This window comes from Pseudomonas sp. CFBP13528 (assembly GCF_005233615.1).
Taxonomy (GTDB): Bacteria; Pseudomonadota; Gammaproteobacteria; order Pseudomonadales; family Pseudomonadaceae; genus Aquipseudomonas; species Aquipseudomonas fluorescens_AM.
Genome location: NZ_QGAJ01000002.1, coordinates 59935 through 79919, shown reverse-complemented (window position 1 = coordinate 79919; position 19985 = coordinate 59935). Strand labels below are relative to the sequence as shown.

At 61.8% G+C, this 19985-nt stretch carries 19 protein-coding genes; 13 read left to right on the top strand and 6 right to left on the bottom strand.

Annotation, left to right across the window (positions count from 1 at the left end):
* Positions 1–71: 71 nt before the first annotated feature.
* From cysN to PspCFBP13528_RS03845, 4 genes are all read right to left on the bottom strand, one after another.
* Positions 72–1970 carry a sulfate adenylyltransferase subunit CysN gene (cysN, locus tag PspCFBP13528_RS03865; RefSeq protein ID WP_137199676.1) on the bottom strand — a complete coding sequence of 633 codons (1899 nt, stop codon included), beginning with the start codon at positions 1968–1970 and terminating at the stop codon, positions 72–74.
* 53 nt (positions 1971–2023) lie between these two features.
* Complete coding sequence (locus tag PspCFBP13528_RS03860) at positions 2024–2365, bottom strand: four helix bundle protein (RefSeq protein WP_065950625.1); 342 nt, start codon at positions 2363–2365, stop codon at positions 2024–2026.
* Positions 2366–2469: 104 nt separating this feature from the next.
* Positions 2470–3387, bottom strand: a complete 918-nt coding sequence (cysD, locus tag PspCFBP13528_RS03855) for a sulfate adenylyltransferase subunit CysD (protein WP_017529888.1) — start codon at positions 3385–3387, stop codon at positions 2470–2472.
* Positions 3388–3634: 247 nt separating this feature from the next.
* Positions 3635–4393 carry a Nif3-like dinuclear metal center hexameric protein gene (locus PspCFBP13528_RS03845; RefSeq protein ID WP_065950624.1) on the bottom strand — a complete coding sequence of 253 codons (759 nt, stop codon included), beginning with the start codon at positions 4391–4393 and terminating at the stop codon, positions 3635–3637.
* A 101-nt stretch (positions 4394–4494) separates the two neighbouring features.
* Between PspCFBP13528_RS03845 and algW the strand changes: the two genes are divergently transcribed.
* Positions 4495–5655: a Do family serine endopeptidase AlgW gene (gene algW / locus PspCFBP13528_RS03840; RefSeq protein WP_057725862.1), complete on the top strand. Its 1161-nt coding sequence runs from the start codon at positions 4495–4497 to the stop codon at positions 5653–5655.
* Between the two features lie 111 nt (positions 5656–5766).
* Positions 5767–7863 carry a TonB-dependent siderophore receptor gene (locus PspCFBP13528_RS03835; RefSeq protein WP_137199674.1) on the top strand — a complete coding sequence of 699 codons (2097 nt, stop codon included), beginning with the start codon at positions 5767–5769 and terminating at the stop codon, positions 7861–7863.
* Between the two features lie 298 nt (positions 7864–8161).
* Here PspCFBP13528_RS03835 and hemH read toward each other — a convergent pair whose 3' ends face one another.
* Together hemH and PspCFBP13528_RS03825 are read right to left on the bottom strand one after the other, a co-directional pair.
* Positions 8162–9187, bottom strand: coding sequence for a ferrochelatase (hemH, locus tag PspCFBP13528_RS03830; protein WP_137199673.1), 1026 nt, complete (start codon positions 9185–9187; stop codon positions 8162–8164).
* 14 nt (positions 9188–9201) lie between these two features.
* Positions 9202–10101, bottom strand: coding sequence for a TIGR01777 family oxidoreductase (locus tag PspCFBP13528_RS03825; RefSeq protein ID WP_137199672.1), 900 nt, complete (start codon positions 10099–10101; stop codon positions 9202–9204).
* Between the two features lie 213 nt (positions 10102–10314).
* Here PspCFBP13528_RS03825 and PspCFBP13528_RS03820 point away from each other — a divergent pair, with 213 nt between their 5' ends.
* The 11 genes from PspCFBP13528_RS03820 (at position 10315) to PspCFBP13528_RS03770 (ending at position 19965) form a co-directional block, all read left to right on the top strand.
* Complete coding sequence (locus PspCFBP13528_RS03820; protein WP_065950620.1) at positions 10315–11301, top strand: FAD-dependent oxidoreductase; 987 nt, start codon at positions 10315–10317, stop codon at positions 11299–11301.
* The gene (locus PspCFBP13528_RS03815; protein ID WP_101218185.1) at positions 11298–11513 is read left to right on the top strand and encodes a TIGR02450 family Trp-rich protein; all 216 of its coding nucleotides are present in this window, start codon (positions 11298–11300) and stop codon (positions 11511–11513) included. The genes PspCFBP13528_RS03820 and PspCFBP13528_RS03815 overlap by 4 nt, the downstream gene beginning before the upstream one ends.
* Positions 11514–11625: 112 nt before the next feature.
* Entirely contained in the window at positions 11626–12585 is a 960-nt protein-coding gene (locus PspCFBP13528_RS03810; protein WP_137199671.1) for a DUF523 and DUF1722 domain-containing protein, read from the top strand.
* A gap of 3 nt (positions 12586–12588) precedes the next feature.
* Positions 12589–13518: a MerR family transcriptional regulator gene (locus tag PspCFBP13528_RS03805; RefSeq protein WP_137199670.1), complete on the top strand. Its 930-nt coding sequence runs from the start codon at positions 12589–12591 to the stop codon at positions 13516–13518.
* Positions 13519–14961: a deoxyribodipyrimidine photo-lyase gene (phrB, locus tag PspCFBP13528_RS03800; RefSeq protein WP_137199669.1), complete on the top strand. Its 1443-nt coding sequence runs from the start codon at positions 13519–13521 to the stop codon at positions 14959–14961.
* Positions 14954–15376: a nuclear transport factor 2 family protein gene (locus PspCFBP13528_RS03795; RefSeq protein WP_137199668.1), complete on the top strand. Its 423-nt coding sequence runs from the start codon at positions 14954–14956 to the stop codon at positions 15374–15376. The genes phrB and PspCFBP13528_RS03795 overlap by 8 nt, the downstream gene beginning before the upstream one ends.
* Entirely contained in the window at positions 15373–16155 is a 783-nt protein-coding gene (locus PspCFBP13528_RS03790) for an SDR family NAD(P)-dependent oxidoreductase (RefSeq protein WP_065950614.1), read from the top strand. Before PspCFBP13528_RS03795 ends, PspCFBP13528_RS03790 begins: the two co-directional genes overlap by 4 nt.
* Complete coding sequence (locus PspCFBP13528_RS03785; protein ID WP_065950613.1) at positions 16152–17399, top strand: FAD-dependent oxidoreductase; 1248 nt, start codon at positions 16152–16154, stop codon at positions 17397–17399. Before PspCFBP13528_RS03790 ends, PspCFBP13528_RS03785 begins: the two co-directional genes overlap by 4 nt.
* Entirely contained in the window at positions 17396–18205 is an 810-nt protein-coding gene (locus tag PspCFBP13528_RS03780; protein ID WP_137199667.1) for a DUF1365 domain-containing protein, read from the top strand. The genes PspCFBP13528_RS03785 and PspCFBP13528_RS03780 overlap by 4 nt, the downstream gene beginning before the upstream one ends.
* Positions 18192–19463 (top strand): cyclopropane-fatty-acyl-phospholipid synthase family protein, encoded by a 1272-nt coding sequence (locus PspCFBP13528_RS03775; protein ID WP_065950611.1) that lies wholly within the window; start codon positions 18192–18194, stop codon positions 19461–19463. The genes PspCFBP13528_RS03780 and PspCFBP13528_RS03775 overlap by 14 nt, the downstream gene beginning before the upstream one ends.
* Positions 19456–19965 (top strand): DUF2878 domain-containing protein, encoded by a 510-nt coding sequence (locus tag PspCFBP13528_RS03770; RefSeq protein WP_137199666.1) that lies wholly within the window; start codon positions 19456–19458, stop codon positions 19963–19965. The genes PspCFBP13528_RS03775 and PspCFBP13528_RS03770 overlap by 8 nt, the downstream gene beginning before the upstream one ends.
* Positions 19966–19985: the final 20 nt, after the last annotated feature.

Sequence of the window (19985 nt, the reverse complement as noted above, 5' to 3'; positions counted from 1 at the left end):
GTCAAAAGATGCAGTGACTGACACTCAGCAATCGGGGGCAAGCCCCCTCCCACATTTGACCGAGTACTGGCTTAGATCGCGCCACGCTGGCGCAACAACTCCAGCACCTGCTTGACGCTGTCTTCCAGCGACAGGCTCTGGGTGTCGATCACCAGATCGGCATTCAACGGCACGTCGTACGGGAACGACTCGCCCGGGATGTTATCGCCACCGGCAGCGTACAAGCCTTGCGGATCACGCTCGGCACACACCAGCGGCGAAGCCTGCACATAGACGGTCAGCAGACGGTCAGCACCAATCAACGCCTTCGCCTGCTCACGGCCTTCGGCATCCGGGGCGACGAACGCAGCCAGGGTCAGCAAGCCAGCCTCGTTGAACTGGCGCGCCACGTGAGCGGCGCGGCGCCAGTTTTCGGTACGCCCGGCGCGGTCCTGCGGCAGACCTTTGTTCAGGTCGTGACGCAAGTTCTGGCCGTCCAGTACAAACACCGCACGCCCCATGTCGAACAGCTTGCGCTCGACCGCATAAGCCAAGGTGCTCTTGCCGGCGCCGGACAGGCCGCTGAACAACACGGTGGCTGGCTGCTGGCCGAAGCGCAGGGCACGTTCTTCGGTAGCCACATGCGCGAGGCTGCCGTGCTGCGCAGAACCGCCATGATTGACCGGTGGCGCGATGATCATGCCCGCAGCCACAGTGCCATTGGTCAAACGGTCGATGACGATGAAGGCGCCCGTGGTGCGGTTGCTGTCATAGCCATCCAGCGCAATGGCGGCATCGAGACTGACCTTGACCCGACCAATTTCATTCAACTGCAGGGAACTGGCCGGGCCTTCGGCCAGGGTGTTCACGTCCACACGGTGCACGATGCTGGTGATGGAACCCGGCACGTAGCTGGTGGCGCGCTTGATGTCATATTTCTTGCCCGGCAGCATCGGCTCTTCGGCCATCCACACCAGCATGGCGTCGAAGGCGTCGGTCACTTGCGGCACGTTGTCGGCGTGTACCAGCAGGTCGCCACGGGAGATATCGATCTCGTCTTCCATGGTCAGCGTCACCGCCTGACCGGGACCTGCGTGCTCCAGCTCGCCCTCGAACGTGACGATGGATTTGACGCGGCTGCTCTTGCCCGACGGCAGCACCACGACTTCGTCGCCCTTGTGCACGATGCCGCTGGCCAGGGTGCCGGCAAAACCACGAAAGTTCAGGTTCGGGCGGTTGACGTACTGCACCGGGAAACGCAGGTCGGTGTAGTTGCGGTCGTTGGCGATCTCGACGGTTTCGAGGATCTCCATCAGCGACTGGCCGGTGTACCAGGGCGACCGCTCGCTCTTGTTCACCACGTTGTCACCCTTGAGCGCCGACATCGGCACAAAGGCCAGGGTGCTCGGCTTGAAGGCGATGCCGTCGGCAAACTTCAGGTAATCGGCCTTGATCGACTCGAACACGCGCTGGTCAAAGCCGTTGATGTCCATCTTGTTGACGGCAACCACGATGTGCTTGATGCCCAGCAGCGAGGCAATGAAGCTGTGGCGCCGGGTCTGGGTCTGCACGCCGTAGCGGGCGTCGATCAGGATGATCGCCAGGTCACAGGTGGACGCACCGGTGGCCATGTTGCGGGTGTACTGCTCGTGGCCTGGGGTGTCGGCGATGATGAATTTGCGCTTGGCGGTGGAGAAGTAGCGGTAGGCGACATCAATGGTGATGCCTTGCTCACGCTCGGCCTGCAGGCCGTCGACCAGCAAGGCCAGGTCGATGTCATTGCCGGTGGTGCCGGATTTCTTCGAATCGCGGGTGATGGCTTCCAGGTGATCTTCGTAGATCATCTTGGAGTCGTGCAGCAGGCGCCCGATCAGGGTGCTCTTGCCGTCGTCGACGTTGCCACAGGTCAGGAAGCGCAACATTTCCTTGCGCTCGTGCTGGCCCAGATAGGCGAGGATGTCCTCGCTGATCAAATCAGATTGATGGCTCATTGGGTTCAAGCTCCGAGCTGTAAGCTTCAAGCGGCAAGCTTGTCGGCGTACAGCTAGTCAGAAATTTTGTTGATCAGGGCGCAAAGCATTTTAGACAGCTCGCGAGTTTCTGTAATCCAGTTGGCAGCCAGCGGTTGAGCGATGTAAGCGATGTCGCTGCCGATGAGAATCTGCGTACGCAACTCTCCACAAGAAGCCTTAGCAATCCAAAGAAAACGGACCTTCTCTTTGGCACTGCAACGCTCCATGCCTTCAGCAATGTTGGAGGGCACCGAAAGTGCCGAGCGGGTAATCTGATCCTTGAAACCAAAATCCCGACACTGCGCAAACTCTCGATAAATTCCCACCGCCAGACATTTGCTTCTCTGCCAAACAACCAACTTCTCGAAATCCATTACGAGTCACTCAATAGCGGCTCGCAACAACCGGCTGCAAGCACCAAACTGCAAAATTACGCATACCGCCTTTAACTTGCAGCTTGCCGCTTGTAACTCGAAGCTTAAAAGTACCCTTGACGTTTTTTATCTTCCATCGAGCCTGCGCCATCGTGGTCGATGACCCGGCCCTGGCGCTCGGAAGTTCGCGTCAGGAGCATTTCCTGAATAATGTCCGTCAGCGTCTCGGCTTCGGACTCCACCGCGCCCGTCAACGGGTAGCAGCCAAGGGTGCGGAAACGGACTTTCTTTTTGACGATGCGGGCTTTGTCTTCGTCGGACAGGTGCTCGAGGATGCGGTCGTCGTCGATCATGATCAACGTGCCGTTCTTCTCGATCACGTCGCGCTCGGCGGCGAAATACAACGGCACGATCGGTATGCCTTCCAGGTAGATGTACTGCCAGATGTCCAGCTCGGTCCAGTTGGACAGCGGGAACACGCGGATCGACTCGCCCTTGTTGACGTTGCCGTTGTAGACGTTCCACAGCTCCGGGCGCTGGTTCTTCGGGTCCCAGCGGTGCTTGCTGTCGCGGAATGAATACACGCGCTCTTTGGCACGGGATTTCTCTTCATCGCGACGCGCGCCGCCAAAGGCAGCGTCGAAACCATGCTTGTCCAGGGCCTGCTTGAGGCCTTCGGTCTTCATGATGTCGGTGTGCTTGGCGCTGCCGTGGGTGAACGGGTTGATGCCCTGCGCCACACCGTCAGGGTTGACGTGGGTGATCAGGTCCAGGCCCAGCTCCTCGACCATTTTGTCGCGGAACCTGTACATCTCCTGGAATTTCCAGCGGGTGTCGACGTGCATCACCGGAAACGGCAATTTGCCCGGGAAGAAGGCCTTGCGTGCCAGGTGCAGCATCACGGCGGAGTCTTTACCGATCGAGTAGAGCATCACCGGGTTGTCGAACTCGGCGGCGACCTCGCGGATGATGTGGATGCTTTCCGCCTCCAGCTGTTTCAGATGCGTCAGTTTGTCGACCATGGCTACTCACGGAAAAACGATCTTGTGGACGGCCAGCGGGCCGTGTTCGAGCGGGGCATGCTAGCACAGCACCTGCTTCTATTCAGGGCGCCAACTAGATCGAAACGGTATATGAATATACCCCTGAGTTTGGCCTCGAGTGTGGAAGGGGGCTTGCCCCCGATAGCGGTGGAACAGTGAAATAGGTGCTGACTGACACACCGCAATCGGGGGCAAGCCCCCTCCCACATTGTGCCCTGCGACAGGTTTAGATCGGGTTGGGGCAATCGATGAACAGATGTTCCAGGGCAAAGCGTCGCGCCAGGTAATCGCCCAGTGCCTGCACGCCATACCGCTCGGTGGCGTGATGGCCGGCGGCGATGAAGCTGATGTCGTTTTCGCGGGCGCTGTGGAAGGTCTGCTCGGACGCTTCGCCGCTGATGAACAAGTCGACGCCCGCGGCAATCGCGTTGTCGATGTAACCCTGGCCGCCTCCGGTGCACCAACCGACGCGGCGGATCATCTCGCCGCCTTCGATCAACAGTGGCTCACGGCCCATCACGTCCTGCACGCGACGGGCAAAGTCGCGCGGTGACAGCGGCTCGGCAAGCGAGCCGACCAGGCCAACGATTTTGGGATTGCCGGGGTCCAGCGGGCCTTCGACGGTGATGTCCAGTTGCCTGGCAAGCTGCACGTTATTGCCTACCTCTGGGTGCAGGTCCAATGGCAGGTGGTAGGCCAGCAGGCTGATGTCGTGCTTGAGCAAGGTTTTCAGGCGGCGCTGCTTCATGCCGGTGACGCAGGGGTTTTCACCCTTCCAGAAATACCCGTGGTGCACCAGGATCAGGTCGGCCTGGGCTTCGACGGCGGCGTCCAGCAGGGCCTGGCTGGCGGTGACGCCGCTGACGATGCGCATCACCTGGGGCCGGCCCTCGACTTGCAGGCCATTTGGGCAGTAGTCGGCGATTTTCAGGCTGCCAAGGTAGCGGTCCGCTTCCTCGACGAGGGTGGTAAGGGGGACGGCCATAAAAGACTCCTAAATATCCGGTTCGCAGGCGTCACAGCCTCGTATAATGCGCGACATTATGGGCGCTCCCGCGCCCCCTGCAACCTGTCAGGACTTACTTGATGCTCAAGGCACTGCGTTTTTTTGGATGGCCATTGCTGGCTGGCGTGCTGATCGCGATGCTGATCATTCAGCGTTATCCCCAGTGGGTGGGCCTGCCCAGCCTGGATGTGAACCTGCAGCAGGCCCCGCAAACCAGTACCGTGGTGCAAGGCCCGGTGACCTATGCGGACGCCGTGGTCATCGCCGCCCCCGCCGTGGTCAACCTGTACACCACCAAGGTCATCAACAAGCCGGCACATCCCCTGTTCGAAGACCCGCAGTTCCGCCGCTATTTCGGTGACAACGGGCCCAAGCAGCGCCGCATGGAGTCCAGCCTCGGTTCCGGGGTGATCATGAGCCCCGAAGGCTACATCCTCACCAATAATCACGTGACCACCGGCGCCGACCAGATCGTGGTGGCCCTGCGTGACGGCCGCGAGACCCTGGCCCGCGTCGTGGGCAGCGATCCGGAAACCGATCTTGCGGTACTGAAGATCGACCTGAAGGACCTGCCGTCGATCACCCTCGGCCGCTCCGACGGCCTGCGCGTCGGTGACGTGGCGCTGGCCATCGGCAACCCGTTCGGCGTCGGCCAGACGGTGACCATGGGCATCATCAGCGCCACCGGGCGTAACCAACTGGGCCTTAACAGCTACGAAGACTTCATCCAGACCGACGCGGCGATCAACCCCGGCAACTCCGGCGGCGCGCTGGTGGACGCCAACGGCAACCTGACAGGCATCAACACGGCGATTTTCTCCAAGTCCGGCGGCTCCCAGGGCATCGGTTTTGCGATTCCGGTGAAGCTGGCGATGGAGGTGATGAAGTCGATCATTGAACACGGCCAGGTGATTCGCGGCTGGCTGGGCATTGAAGTCCAGCCCTTGACCAAAGAGCTGGCCGAGTCGTTCGGCCTGACCGGACGCCCGGGCATCGTGGTCGCGGGGATCTTCCGCGACGGGCCGGCGCAGAAAGCCGGCCTGCAACTGGGCGATGTGATCCTCAGCATCGACGGCGCACCCGCCGGTGATGGCCGCAAGTCGATGAACCAGGTGGCGCGGATCAAGCCGACCGACAAGGTGGCGATCCAGGTGATGCGCAACGGCAAGGAAATCAAGCTGTCGGCGGAAATCGGCCTGCGCCCGCCGCCGGCCACGGCGCCGGTGAAGGAAGAGGAATAAGCGGCAGCGCACCAGTGCCCGTCAGTGGGCGCTGGTGCATTGATATTACCTAGCAATCCCTCTCATTAGACATGTTATATTGTTTCAATATCGACATTGGAACGCTCTATCATGCCGTCTCGAAAGTTTGCGCCCCTGGCCGGGCTGGCCCTGGGTTTGCTGCTCGACCCTGCCTACGCCGAAGAAAACACCCTGGAACTGGACACCATCAGCGTCACCACCGACGCCTATGAGTCGGCGACCGGCCCGGTGCAGGGTTACCGCGCGACCCGCTCCGCCAGCGCCACCAAGACCGATACCGCCCTGCGCGATATCCCGCAATCAATCAGCGTGATTCCCGCCACGGTGCTCAAGGACCTGGGCAGCACCAGCGTGGAACGCGCCCTGGAGTTTGCCGGCGGCGTCTCCAAGCAAAACAATTTCGGCGGCCTGACCCTTTACCAATACAGCGTGCGCGGCTTCACCACCTCCGAGTTCTACCAGGATGGCTTCAGCGCCAACCGCGGCTACCCGAGCACGCCGGACGCGGCGAACATCGAACGCATCGAAGTGCTCAAGGGGCCTGCGGCCAGCCTGTACGGGCGTGGCGACCCCGGCGGCACAGTGAACATCGTCAGCAAGAAACCCCAGCCCGAGGCCTTCACCACGTTGCAAACCAGCGCGGGCAGCTGGGATCGCTACCGCACCGCACTGGACGTGAATACGCCGCTGGACAATGAGGGCCGCGTGCTGTCACGCGTGAACCTGGCGGTTGAAGACAACCACAGTTTTCGCGATCACGTGGACGCCAAGCGAGTGTTCGTCGCACCGTCCTTCAGCTGGCAACTGGACCCGGACACCAGCCTGCTGGTGGAAAGCGAGTTCGTGCGCCACAACTCCACGTTTGACCGCGGCATGGTCGCCAACACCGGCATGTCCCGCTCCACGTTCCTCGGCGAGCCCGACGACGGCAATATCCGCAACCACAACAACCGCATCCAGGCGGCACTCGAGCATCACCTCAACGATGCCTGGAAGCTGCGCCTGGCCAGTCATTACAAACAAGGCAGCCTGTGGGGCGACGCGTCGGAAAGCCGTGCGCTGAATGCCGATGGCCACACCGTCAACCGTCTCTACCGCGAGCGCTCAACCGGTTGGCACGACAGCATCACCCAACTGGAACTGCGCGGCCTGTTTGATATTGGCAGCTGGCAGCATGAATTACTGCTCGGCACCGAATACGAGGACTACCGCAAGAAGGAACGGGTGACCGCCATAGGCGGCAGCCACTACCCCATTGATCTCTACAACCCGGTGTACGGCCAGCCAAAACCCAATGGCACGCGCACCGGCACCGATTTCTTCGAGCAGACCCAAAGCCATGCGCTGAACCTGCAAGACCAGATCGTCTTCACCGACCGCCTGCGCGGCATGGTGGGCGCGCGCTTCGAGCATTTCGAACAGAGCACCGACGACTTCACCCGCAACCATGCCAAAAGCCGGCAAACCCATGACGCCCTCACCCAGCGCGCCGGCCTGCTTTATCAACTCACGCCGCAGGTTGGGGTATTCGCCAATGCCTCCACCTCGTTCAAGCCCAACAGCGGCCTGGATGCCGGTGGCAAGACCTTCAAGCCGGAAGAAGGCGTGGGCTATGAAGTCGGGGTCAAGAGCGAGCTGTTTGACGACCGCCTCAGCGCCACCGTCGCCGCCTTCCATATCGAGAAGGAAAACGTGCTGACCCTCGACCCGGCGACCAACACCAACCGCGCCATGGGCAAGGCGCGCAGCCAGGGCCTGGATGTGCAACTGACCGGGCAGGTCACCGACGCCATCCGCGTGATCGGCGCTTTGGCCTACATCGACGCCGAAGTGACCAAGGGCGATAAGACCCTTCCTGCCGGCAGCCGCATCCTCGGCGTCGCCAAACGCAGCGGCAGTCTGTTGGGGGTGTACGAATTCCAGGACGGCGCGTTGCGCGGTTCCGACCTGGGGGCGGCGTTTACGTATGTGGGTGATCGCTCCGGTGAGGCGGGAACAGGTTTTGAACTGCCCGCTTACCACACCGTCGATCTGCTGGCGCATTACAAGGCGACGGAGAATGTCACCGTGGGGCTGAACCTCAACAACCTGTTCAATGAGAAGTACTACGAGCGGTCCTACAGCAGCTACTGGGTCAACCCGGGCGAACCGCGTAACTTCACCGTCAGCCTTACACTCAATCTATAAACGGGCACCGTACAAATGTGGGAGGGGGCTTGCCCCCGATGGCGGTGTATCAGTCAAACATGCTGAGACTGACACTCTGCTATCGGGGGCAAGCCCCCTCCCACAATTGGATCACCGCAAGGCTTGATTGAGCCGCACAACGTCACCGTCAGCCTGAGCCTTAACCTTTGACAGACATGGGACTCAATGTGGGAGGGGGCTTGCCCCCGATAGCAGTATGTCAGTCTCAACATTTCTGACTGATACACCGCTATCGGGAGCAAGCCCCCTCCCACAATTGGATCACCGCAAGGCGTGATTACAACGTAACCGGCGCTCTTTCGCAGAGGGTATTGAGCGCCTCCGCCCACTGCGGGTCATCGTTCAAGCAGGGCACCAGCACCAACTCTTCGCCCCCCGCCTCACGAAACTGCTCCAGCCCGCGATCACCGATTTCCTCCAGGGTCTCGATGCAATCGGCGACAAACGCGGGGCACATCACCAGCAGTTTTTTCACGCCTTGCTGCGCCAGGGCCTCAAGACGCGCCTCGGTGTAGGGTTCGATCCATTTGGCGCGGCCCAGGCGCGACTGGAACGCCACCGACCACTTGCCGTCCGGCAACCCCAGCCGCTCGGCCACATCGCGGGCAACGCTGAAACATTGCGCGCGGTAACAGGTGGCAAGCACCTCAGGCGAGGCATTCTTGCAGCAATCGGCATCCTTGAAACAATGCTGGCCGGTCGGGTCGAGTTTGGTCAGATGACGCTCGGGCAAGCCGTGGAAACTCAACAACAGATGATCGTAAGCCTGTTCCACATGCGGCCGCACACTTGCGGCCAAGGCATCGAGGTACTCAGGCTGGTCGTAGAACGGCTGCAGGATGGAGAATTGCACCTTCAGTTTCTTGTCGCGCACCACACGCCTGGCTTCCTCTACCACCGTGGTCACGGTGCTGTCGGCAAACTGCGGGTACAGCGGCGCCAGCGTCACGTTCTGAATGCCCTGGGCGGCCAGGCGCGTCAGCACCGTTTCAAGCGAAGGCTCGCCATAACGCATGGCCAGTTCTACGGGGCCTTGGGTCCATTGCGCGGTCATCTGCTGCTGCAGGCGACGGCTGAGGACCACCAGTGGCGAGCCTTCGTGCCACCAGATGGACGCATAGGCATGGGCCGACTGCTCGGGGCGCTTGATCAGGATCAGTGACACCAGCAAGCGACGTACCGGCCACGGCAGGTCGATGACATAAGGGTCCATCAGGAACTGATTGAGGTAGCTGCGCACATCGGCCACCGAAGTGGACTTCGGCGAGCCCAGATTGACCAGTAACAACGCGTGATCGCTCATGCAACATCCTATTTCTAGAGGCGGCCGGACAAGTCGTCCAGGGCCGCACGCAACTCAGTGAACTGGAAAGTGAAACCTGCGGCCAGCAGCCGCTCGGGCAGTGCCTTTTGTCCGCCCAGCAACAAGCCCGATAACTCGCCCAAACCGACCTTCAGCGCAAAGGCCGGCATCGGCATGAACGCCGGGCGGTGCAACACCTGGCCCAACGTCTTGGCAAACTCGCGGTTGCGCACCGGGTGTGGCGCGCAGGCATTATAAGGACCACGGGCGTCAGCCTTGTGCAGAAGAAAATCAATCAGGGCGATTTGATCGCGGATATGCACCCACGGCATCCATTGCCGGCCATTGCCGATCGGCCCGCCCAGCGCCAGTTTGAACGGCAGCAACAGGCGCGACAAAAAGCCGCCCTCGGCCGCCAGCACCAGGCCGGTACGCACCAGCACCACGCGAATGCCCAAGGCCTCGGCACGCGCGGCGGTTTCTTCCCAGGCGATACACAACTGGCTGGGAAAATCATCCTGCACAGGGCCGCTGTCTTCAGTCAATTCGCGCTCGCCGCCATCGCCATACCAGCCCACGGCGGAACCTGAGATCAGCACCGCCGGCTTCTGCTCCAGGCGTTCCAGCCACGCCAGCAGGCTTTCGGTCAGGCTGATGCGACTGCTCCACAACAAGGCCTTGCGCTTGTGGGTCCAGGGACGGTCGGCAATCGGCGCACCGGCAAGGTTGACCACCGCATCCACCGCGCCGATCACGTCCTGCAGGCGCCCAACGCCCAGGACCTGCGCGCCGCAAATACGCGCAACGGATTCGGGTGTACGGCTCAACACGGTCAAGCGATGGCCCTGGGCAAGCCAGTGCCGGCACAGTTGACGGCCGATCAAGCCGGTACCGCCGGTCAGCAAAATATGCATGGGACTCTCCTCATGTAACGTTCGCCGCCGCTCACTGGTCTATTTTATAAGCAGGGATCGATTTGATATTCGAGCGTGACCATCGTTTAGCCTGTTGGCTTAACCATAGGCCACGTCACACAATCAGGCACGCCAAAACTTATACCAAAAAACAATATTGTACAGCTATTGGTGTCGGCGTAGTCTGTACCCAACGGTAAAACGAGGCCTCCCATGACTGTCCCCATCGCGATCATAGGTGCCGGCATCGCCGGTCTCTCCGCCGCCCGAGCGTTACGAGACGCGGGGCACGTTGTACAACTCTTCGATAAAAGCCGCGGCAGCGGTGGCCGTATGTCCAGCAAGCGCAGCGACGCCGGCGCGCTGGACATGGGCGCACAGTACTTCACCGCCCGCGACCGGCGCTTCGTCAACGAGGTGCAGCGCTGGCAAAGCCATGGCTGGGCCGAGCAGTGGAAACCCCAGCTGTATAACTTCAAGGCCGGCCAACTGACGCCCTCCCCCGATGAACAGATCCGCTGGGTCGGTACGCCGCGCATGAGCGCCATTACCCGCGCCCTGCTCGATGACCTGCCGGTGCAATTCGGTTGCCGCATTACCGAGGTGTTCCAGGGCACCCAGCACTGGAACCTGCTCGATGCCGATGGCGGCAGTCACGGTCCGTTCAGCCATGTGATCATCGCCACGCCGGCGCCCCAGGCCACCACCTTGTTGGCCGCCGCACCGAAGCTGGCGAGCGCCGTGGCCGGGGTGAAAATGGAGCCGACCTGGGCCATCGCCCTGGCCTTCGACACGCCTCTGGATACGCCGATGGAAGGTTGCTTCGTACAAGACAGCGCCCTCGACTGGCTGGCACGCAACCGCAGCAAGCCCGGGCGTGATGTCAGCCTCGACACCTGGGTGCTGCATGCCACCAGCACCTGGAGCAAGGCGCACCTGGACCTGTCCAGGGAAGCTGTGATCGAACACCTGCACGGCGCCTTCGCCGAATTGCTGCACTGCACCATGCCCGCGCCATCATTCAGCCTGGCGCATCGCTGGCTCTACGCCAGGCCGTCCAGCAGCCATGAATTCGGTGTGCTGGCCGATGCCGACCTGGGCCTGTTCGTCTGCGGCGACTGGTGTTTGTCCGGACGCGTCGAAGGCGCCTGGCTCAGTGGCCAGGAGGCGGCGCGACGGTTGATCGAGCACCTGCAATGAACCGCTTGAATCCGGCCAAATTGCTGCTGTCGAAATGGACCGCGACATCTCCAAAAAACAAGGAAAAACACTTCCTCGTCACCGAGCTGTTCCGTGACGAGGAAGGCACCGTACTGGAAATCGAACTGCAAGCGGTGATGACCCGGCGCAGCGAACGCCTCCCATGGCAGGCCCTGCAGAACCCTGAAAGCTGGAAAATGGGCTGGACGTAAATCAGGGCGAAAATACCTGTACAAAATTATTGACTTGTACAAGATCAAATCTATGATGAGATTAGTTGTACAGGGATAAAAGACTGTACAGGAATTTCGCAGAGGTTTACCCATGCCCCATTCCGTGAAACCCAAGATCGGCATCAGCGCCTGCCTGCTGGGCGAGAACGTGCGTTTCAACGGCGGGCATAAGCAATCCCTCCTGTGCACCCAGACCCTGGCCGACTACTTCGACTACGTGCCGCTGTGCCCGGAAGTCGCCATCGGCCTGGGCATCCCCCGTGAAACCATTCGCCTGGTCGGCGACGCGGCCAACCCGCAGGCCGTGGGCACCGTGCACCGCGAACTCAACGTGACCCAGCCGCTGGATCAATACGGCCAGCAGATGGCGGCCGAACACACCGACCTGTGCGGCTACATCTTTATGCAAAAGTCGCCCTCCTGTGGCCTGGAGCGGGTCAAGGTGTACCGGGAGAACGGCGCCCCGGTGGATGGCGGCGGGCGCGGCATCTACGCCCAGGCGTTCTGCGCGCGCCACCCCAATCTGCCGGTGGAAGAGGACGGTCGCCTGAATGATCCGGTGTTGCGCGAAAATTTCCTCACCCGCGTATTCGTCTACGCCAGCTGGCAACGATTGCTCGCCGAAGGCCTGACGCGTCACCGCCTGCTGGCCTTCCATTCGCGCTACAAATACTTGTTGATGGCCCACAGCCCGGCGCATTACAAAAGCCTCGGCCACCTGCTGGGCAGCATGACCAAGGACACCCACCTGGACGAATTGGCCAGTTGCTACTTCAGCGACCTGATGACCGGCCTGACCAAGTGCGCTACCCGTGGCACCCACACCAATGTGCTGCAACACATCAGCGGCTACCTGAAGCAGGCGATCAGCGCCGATGACAAACAGGAAATGCAAACCGTCATCAGCCAGTACCGCCAAGGCATCGTGCCGCTGGTGGTGCCGCTCACGTTGCTCAAGCACCACTTTCGTCAACACCCGGACCGCTACATTGCGCAGCAGGCCTACCTGCAACCGCACCCGGAAAACCTCAGCCTGCGCAATGCGATCTAAACCATGACAGCTGCCCTGCAAGACGAACCCGGCGAAGACATCGCCCAAGCCCTGCAAAACGGCTGGCTGCCGATCCGCGAGGTGGCGCGCCAGACCGGGGTCAATGCCGTGACCCTGCGCGCCTGGGAGCGCCGTTACGGCCTGATCGTGCCCCAGCGCACGCCCAAGGGGCATCGCTTGTTCAGCGCCGACCACGTGCAACACATCCATGCCATCCTCACCTGGCTCAATCGCGGCGTGCCTGTCAGCCAGGTAAAAGGCTTGATCGACTCCGCCCAAGCCTCCCCCGAACCGATGGAAAACGAATGGCACACCTTGCGCCAAACCTTGCTGACGGCCATCGCTGAGCTGGCTGAACGTCGGGTCGACGATGCCTTCAATCAGGCCATGGCGCTCTACCCGCCACGCACCTTGTGCGAGCAATTGATGCTGCCACTGCTCAGCGAGCTGGAACAGAAATGGCAGGGTCAGTTCGGCGCGCAGATGGAGCGGGTATTTTTCCTGTCCTGGTTGCGCAGCAAGTTCGGCGCGCGCATTTACCACAACAACCGGCAAGTCCACGGCGCCCCGCTGCTGCTGGTCAACCACTCCGACTTGCCCCTGGAGCCGCACCTGTGGCTCAGCGCCTGGCTGGCCAGCAGCGCCGACTGCCCGGTAGAGGTGTTCGACTGGCCGCTGCCCCCCGGCGAATTGGTGCTGGCGGTGGAGCATCTGCAACCGCGCGCGGTACTGCTGTATTCCAGCAAGGCGCTGCAGGTCGCGGCACTCACAAAACTGCTGGCAGGCATCCGTTGCCCGATATTGATTGCCGGACCGACGGTCTGCATCCACCACGCCGAGTTGGCCGTATTAACCCGTGACATCCCCGAGTTGTTCGTCGCCGAAGACCCGTTGGCGGCCCACCAGATATTGATCCAGCGTGGAATCGTCTAAATGCACTTGATCTGGCTGCGCACCGACCTGCGCCTTCACGACAACACCGCCCTGACTGCCGCCAGCCAGCGAGGCCCGGTCGCGGCCGTTTACCTGATCACCCCGCAACAATGGCTGGCCCACGATGATGCGCCGTGCAAGGTCGATTTCTGGCTGCGCAACCTGCACGCGTTGGAGCAGGCGCTCGCAGACGTGAACATCCCGCTGCTGATCCGCCACGCCGACACCTGGGACCAGGCGCCAGGCGTATTGAGACAGCTATGCCGGGAGCTCAAGGTAGAGTCGGTGCACGTCAACGAGGAATACGGTATCCACGAGAGCCGTCGCGACCGCGCCGTGGCCCAGGCGCTGGAAGCAGACGGCGTGACCTTCCACAGCTACCTCGACCAGTTGTTTTTCCAGCCGGGCAGCGTGTTGACCAAGTCCGGCACCTACTTTCAAGTGTTCAGCCAGTTCCGCAAGGTCTGTTACACCCGTCTGCACAGTGCTTTACCGCGCCTGGTGGAAAGCCCCAAGGCCCAGGCCAGGCTCGACCTGCAAAGCGATGCCATCCCCACCACCGTTAAAGGGTTCGCGCCACCCAGTGAAACCTTGCGCGCCCTCTGGCCCGCCGGTGAAAACGAAGCACGCCGGCGCCTCGACGCCTTCGCCGATGAGCAGATCAGCTATTACAAGGATGAGCGCGACTTTCCCGCCAAGCCCGGCACCAGCCAGTTGTCCGCCTACCTTGCCGCCGGGGTGGTGTCGCCGCGCCAGTGCCTGCACGCCGCGTTGCAGTCCAACCAGGGCGAGTTCGAAAGCGGTGACATCGGCACGATCACCTGGATCAACGAACTGCTGTGGCGCGAATTCTACAAACATATCCTGGTGGGCTACCCGCGCGTCTCCCGCCACCGGGCGTTCCGCCCTGAAACCGAAGCCGTGGCCTGGCGCGACGCGCCCAAGGACCTGGCCGCCTGGCAACAAGCGCGCACCGGCTTGCCGATCATCGATGCGGCCATGCGCCAACTGCTGGAAACCGGCTGGATGCACAACCGCCTGCGCATGGTGGTGGCGATGTTCCTGACCAAGAACCTGCTCATCGACTGGCGCGAGGGCGAGCGCTTCTTCATGCGACACCTGATCGACGGCGACCTCGCGGCCAACAACGGTGGCTGGCAGTGGAGTTCCTCGACGGGCACCGACTCGGCGCCATATTTCCGGATTTTCAGCCCGCTGAGCCAGTCGGAAAAATTCGACAGCGAAGGTCTGTTCATCAAGCACTGGCTGCCGGAACTGGCCGCGCTGAATAAAAAAGAGGTGCACAACCCCGAAGCGTCTGGCGGCTTGTTCGGCGTGGCCGACTACCCGCGCGCCATTGTCGACCTGAAGAAATCCCGCGAGCGTGCCCTTGCTGCCTTTCGCAGCCTGCCTTCGCGTCAGGAGATGGCCGACCATGAGTGACTTCCTGCGCCATTTCGGCCATACCTTTGCCACGCTGGACAAGCACAACCTGCATCTGCTCGACAGCCTGTACAGCGACGACATCGTGTTTGCCGACCCGCTGCATGAAGTCCACGGCTTGCCCGAGCTGCATCGTTACTTCGCGCAGCTGTACAGCAACGTCAACCAGCTGAGCTTTGACTTCCACGGCTTCGACCAAACGGCCGAAGGCGAAGGCTACCTGCGCTGGACCATGAACTTTCGTCACCCGCGCCTGGCTGGCGGCGAGCTGATCAGGGTGCAGGGCTGTTCCCACTTGATGTGGCACGCCAAGGTTTACCGACATCGCGATTATTTCGATGCCGGGGCTCTGCTTTACGAACACCTGCCGGTCCTCGGCGGCGTCATCAGTTGGCTGAAAAGGAGAATGGGATGAGCCTGACACTGCCCCGCCGCTATTGGTTGACCGGCGCCAGCAGCGGCATCGGTGCCGCGCTCGCCGTGGAGTTGCTCAACAGTGGCGCCCATGTGGCGCTCAGTTCCCGCACCAAGGGCCCGCTGGAAGCGCTCGCCCAGCGTTACCCGGGGCAAGTGCTGGTGGTGGCCGGCGACCTGACCAACAGCCAGACCGTGCGCGAAATCGGTGAGCGAATCAGCGCGGTCTGGGGTTCGCTGGATACGGTGATCCTCAACGCTGGCACCTGTGAATATGTCGACGCCAGGCAATTCGATGCGTCGATCATCGAACATGTGGTGCGCACCAACCTGCTGGCCAGCAGTTATTGCATCGAAGCGGCACTGCCGTTGTTGCGTGCCGGGCGTACGCCGCACCTGGTGGGCGTGGCCAGCGCCGTGACCTACCTGCCCATGCCCCGCGCTGAAGCCTATGGCGCCTCGAAGGCGGGGCTGCGCTATTTGTTCGAGTCTCTGCGCATCAGCCTGTCGCCCGAGAACATCGACGTCACGGTGATCAGCCCGGGGTTTGTCGACACGCCGCTGACCGAACGCAATGATTTCCCCATGCCCCTGAGCTGGCCGGCCGACAAGGCCGCCAGACATATCTTCGCCAAGCTGGAAAAGCGCCCCCTGGAGATCGCCTTTCCGGCCTTGTTCATCGCCACCCTGTGGCCGTTGTCGAAGCTGCCTAACCGCGCACAACTGATCATCGGCAAACGCATGTTGCGCAGCCCGCCGCCGCAAAAGGACGACCTGTGAAGATTGCCATTATCGGCAGCGGTATCGCCGGGCTGACCAGCGCCTACCTGCTCAGTCGTCGCCATGACATCACGCTGTTCGAAGCGGGCGACTGCCTGGGCGGGCATACCCATACCGCCAACGTGACGGTCGAAGGCAAGCGCTATGCGGTGGACACCGGTTTCATCGTGTTCAACGACTGGACCTACCCGAACTTTATCCGCCTGCTGGGGCAGATCGGGGTCACGTTCAAACCCACCGAAATGAGTTTTTCGGTGTGCGACCAAAGTACGGGATTGGAATACAACGGCAACAACCTCAACAGCCTGTTTGCCCAGCGCCGCAACATTCTGTCGCCGGGGTTCTGGGGCATGCTGCGCGATATCCTGCGCTTCAACCGCCAGGCGCCGCTGGATCTGCAAGAGCAGCGCATCAATGCCGACATGACCCTGGGCGACTATCTCGACGCCGGCGGCTATGGCCCGCGGTTTATCCGACATTACATCGTGCCGATGGGCGCGGCGATCTGGTCGATGTCGTTGGCCGACATGCTCAAGTTCCCGTTGCAGTTCTTCGTGCGTTTTTTCAAGAATCATGGCCTGCTTTCGGTGAGCAACCGGCCGCAATGGTGCGTGATTGAAGGGGGCTCCAGCAGCTATATAGAACCCTTGACCCGCAGCTTTCGCGAACAGATACGCCTCAACTGTCCTGTGCATAACGTGCAACGCACAGACGCCGGCGTGGTTATCCACAGCCCGGTCGGCCGCGAGACGTTCGACCGCGTGGTGTTCGCCTGCCACAGCGACCAGGCCCTGGCATTGCTCGCCGACCCCAGCGAGGCCGAACAGCAGATCCTCGGCGCCCTGCCCTATGCCGACAACGACGTGGTGCTGCACACCGACACGCGACTGCTGCCCGACCGCACGCTGGCCTGGGCCAGTTGGAATTACCGGCTGGGCGGCAATCAACAGCAGCAGGCCGCCGTCACTTATGACATGAACATCCTGCAAGGCATCGACAGCGCCACCACCTTTTGCGTAAGCCTCAACCAGACATCAATGATCAACCCGCTGAAGATCCTGGCGCGCTACACCTACGCCCATCCGCAATACAGCCTGGCGGCGGTGGCCGCACAGGCGCGCTGGGAAGAATTGCACGGCGCGCGCAACACGTTCTACTGCGGCGCCTATTGGGCCAACGGTTTCCATGAAGACGGCGTGGTCAGCGCGCTGCGCGTGGCCCAGGCGTTCGGGGAAACCCTGTGAACAGCGCACTGTACAGCGGCTGGATCGCCCATCGGCGGTTTGCGCCCAAGGCCCATGCCTTTCGCTACCGCATCGGCCTGCTGTACCTGGACCTCAGCGAACAGGACGCCGTGCTCGGGCTCTCGCCCCTGGCAGGCAGCAGTCGCCTGGCGCCCTTCGGCTTTCGCCAGCAGGATTACCTGCGCGAGTTCACCCGCCACGGCATGTCCTTGAGCGATGCGGTGCGCCATGAAGTCGGCAAAGCCCTGGGGCGCACGCCACAAGGCCCTATCTGCCTGCTGACCCAGGCCCGCAGCTGGGGCCTGGCATTCAATCCGGTGAGCTTCTTCTATTGCTTCGAAGCCGACGGGCAACTGGCGGCGATCCTGTGCGAAGTCACCAACACCCCGTGGCGCGAGCGTTATCACTACGTATTGCCGGCCCAGGCGCTCGGCGCCGATGAACACCAGCACTTCGCCGTGGCCAAGGCGTTCCATGTGTCGCCCTTCCTGCCGCGCGACCTGGAATACCGCATGAGCTTCAGCCCGCCCGCCGCCAGGCTCGGCGTGCACATGGCCGATTGGCAAGGCGCGCAGAAAGTCTTCGACGCCACCTTGAGCCTGCAAAAAGAAACCCTGAACCGCGCCAGCCTGCATCGCTATTTATGGCGCTTTCCCTGGATGACCGCCAAGACCTGCCTGGCGATTTACTGGCAGGCCTTGCGCCTGTTGCTCAAACGCACCCCGATTTTTTCCCACCGGGCCGCCGATGGCGCCTCCAGCACCGCCGTCGGGTACACCAAGGATCGCCGTCATGAAATCCCCTAGCTTATCGGTCAAGACCCATCGTCTGAACGTCAATGGCATGACCGCTGCGCTGCTGCGCAAGGGCGTGCTGCGCCAACTCGGCCAATTGCGCCACGGCCAATTGGTGATCGTCGAGGATGGCGAGCGACACGTGTTCGGCGCACGGGAAGCGCACCTGTTGGGGGAAATCCAGATCCTGGACTCGGCGGTGTGGGGCCTGGTGGCTGCCAACGGTTCGATCGGTGCCGGCGAAGCGTTTATCCACGGCTACTGGAGCAGCCCGGACCTGACCGCCGTGGTGCGTGTGATGGTCAGCAACCTGGAGGTGCTCGATGCCATGGAGGGCGGCCTGGCCCGCCTGGCGCGACCGTTCACCCAGGGCCTGCATTGGCTCAATCGCAATACACGCAAGGGCTCGCAGAAAAACATCGCAGCCCACTACGACCTGGGCAACGAGCTGTTCGAGGAGTTTCTCGACCCGACCATGATGTATTCGGCGGCGCAATTTCTCAGCGCCGACGACACCCTGGAACAAGCGCAACTGAACAAGCTGGAGCGCATCTGCCAGAAACTGTCGCTCAAGCCTACCGACCATCTGCTGGAAATCGGCACCGGGTGGGGCAGCATGGCGCTGTATGCGGCGCAGCATTATGGTTGCAAGGTCACCACCACGACCCTGTCCCGGGAACAGTTCGCCTACACCGCGCAGCGCATCGAAGCGGCGGGCCTGCAAGCGCAGGTGACATTGTTGCTGCAGGACTACCGCGACCTGAGCGGTAAATACGACAAGCTGGTGTCCATCGAAATGATCGAAGCGGTGGGCCATCGCTTCCTGCCCACGTATTTCAAACAGTGCGCGCATCTGCTCAAACCCGACGGCCTGATGCTGCTGCAAGCCATCACCATCCGCGAACAACGTTATGAGCAGGCCAGGAACAGCGTCGACTTTATCCAGCGCTACATCTTTCCCGGCGGCGCCCTGCCCAGCGTGCAGAACATGCTGCAGATCGTCTGCCGCGACACCGACATGAACCTGCTGCACATGGAGGATTTCGGGCTGCACTACGCGCGCACCCTGCGCCTGTGGCATGAGAACTTTCGCCGCGCCCATGGCCGCCTCGCCGAGCTTGGCTACGACGAGTACTTCCTGCGCTTGTGGGAATTCTACCTGTGCTACTGCGAAGGCGGTTTCATGGAGCGCACGATCGGTACCGCGCAGTTGCTGCTGGCCAAGCCGGCAGCCATCAACCCGCCGTTGCTCGGGCGCTTCAGTGCTTAAATCCCTGGCCAACGCCGCGCTGTTTCAATGCGGCTGGTTTGCCTGTGTGCTCGGCGGCGACAGCCTGTGGTTGCTGGTAGGGTTGGCGGTACTGCTCGTCCATTTGCTGTGGATCAGCTCATTGACCGATGAAGGCGCGCTGATCATCGGCGTGACACTCGCCGGTACGTTGCTCGACACGCTGTTGCGCACCCTCGGGGTTTTTCACTTCAGCGAGCCGGGGCCGTTGATTCCATTCTGGCTGATGCTGCTGTGGGCCTTGCTGGCCACCACCTTGCGCCATTGCCTGGCCTGGAGCGCCCGCCCCTGGTGGCGCGCCGCACTGTTGGGCGCGGTGGGTGGGCCGCTGTCATATTACGCCGGCAGCCAACTGGCTGGCGTGCAGTTCGGCTATGGCCTGGGCCCTACAATGGTCGGACTGGCGGTACTCTGGGCCGTGGTTTTCCCGCTGCTGGCAGCGGCAGCCACACGTGGCGAATTCCCAACAACGCTTAAAAGATGAAGCCGGTCGGCTTCTGCTTG

Coding starts and splice junctions, on each gene's coding strand:
- algW (WP_057725862.1), top strand. CDS start 4,495: ATGCTCAAGGCACTGCGTTTTTTTGGATGGCCATTGCTGGCTGGCGTG.
- PspCFBP13528_RS03815 (WP_101218185.1), top strand. CDS start 11,298: ATGAACCGCTTGAATCCGGCCAAATTGCTGCTGTCGAAATGGACCGCG.
- PspCFBP13528_RS03835 (WP_137199674.1), top strand. CDS start 5,767: ATGCCGTCTCGAAAGTTTGCGCCCCTGGCCGGGCTGGCCCTGGGTTTG.
- cysD (WP_017529888.1), bottom strand. CDS start 3,387: ATGGTCGACAAACTGACGCATCTGAAACAGCTGGAGGCGGAAAGCATC.
- PspCFBP13528_RS03825 (WP_137199672.1), bottom strand. CDS start 10,101: ATGCATATTTTGCTGACCGGCGGTACCGGCTTGATCGGCCGTCAACTG.
- PspCFBP13528_RS03790 (WP_065950614.1), top strand. CDS start 15,373: ATGAGCCTGACACTGCCCCGCCGCTATTGGTTGACCGGCGCCAGCAGC.
- PspCFBP13528_RS03775 (WP_065950611.1), top strand. CDS start 18,192: ATGAAATCCCCTAGCTTATCGGTCAAGACCCATCGTCTGAACGTCAAT.
- phrB (WP_137199669.1), top strand. CDS start 13,519: ATGCACTTGATCTGGCTGCGCACCGACCTGCGCCTTCACGACAACACC.
- hemH (WP_137199673.1), bottom strand. CDS start 9,187: ATGAGCGATCACGCGTTGTTACTGGTCAATCTGGGCTCGCCGAAGTCC.
- PspCFBP13528_RS03860 (WP_065950625.1), bottom strand. CDS start 2,365: ATGGATTTCGAGAAGTTGGTTGTTTGGCAGAGAAGCAAATGTCTGGCG.
- cysN (WP_137199676.1), bottom strand. CDS start 1,970: ATGAGCCATCAATCTGATTTGATCAGCGAGGACATCCTCGCCTATCTG.
- PspCFBP13528_RS03795 (WP_137199668.1), top strand. CDS start 14,954: ATGAGTGACTTCCTGCGCCATTTCGGCCATACCTTTGCCACGCTGGAC.
- PspCFBP13528_RS03820 (WP_065950620.1), top strand. CDS start 10,315: ATGACTGTCCCCATCGCGATCATAGGTGCCGGCATCGCCGGTCTCTCC.
- PspCFBP13528_RS03805 (WP_137199670.1), top strand. CDS start 12,589: ATGACAGCTGCCCTGCAAGACGAACCCGGCGAAGACATCGCCCAAGCC.
- PspCFBP13528_RS03810 (WP_137199671.1), top strand. CDS start 11,626: ATGCCCCATTCCGTGAAACCCAAGATCGGCATCAGCGCCTGCCTGCTG.
- PspCFBP13528_RS03845 (WP_065950624.1), bottom strand. CDS start 4,393: ATGGCCGTCCCCCTTACCACCCTCGTCGAGGAAGCGGACCGCTACCTT.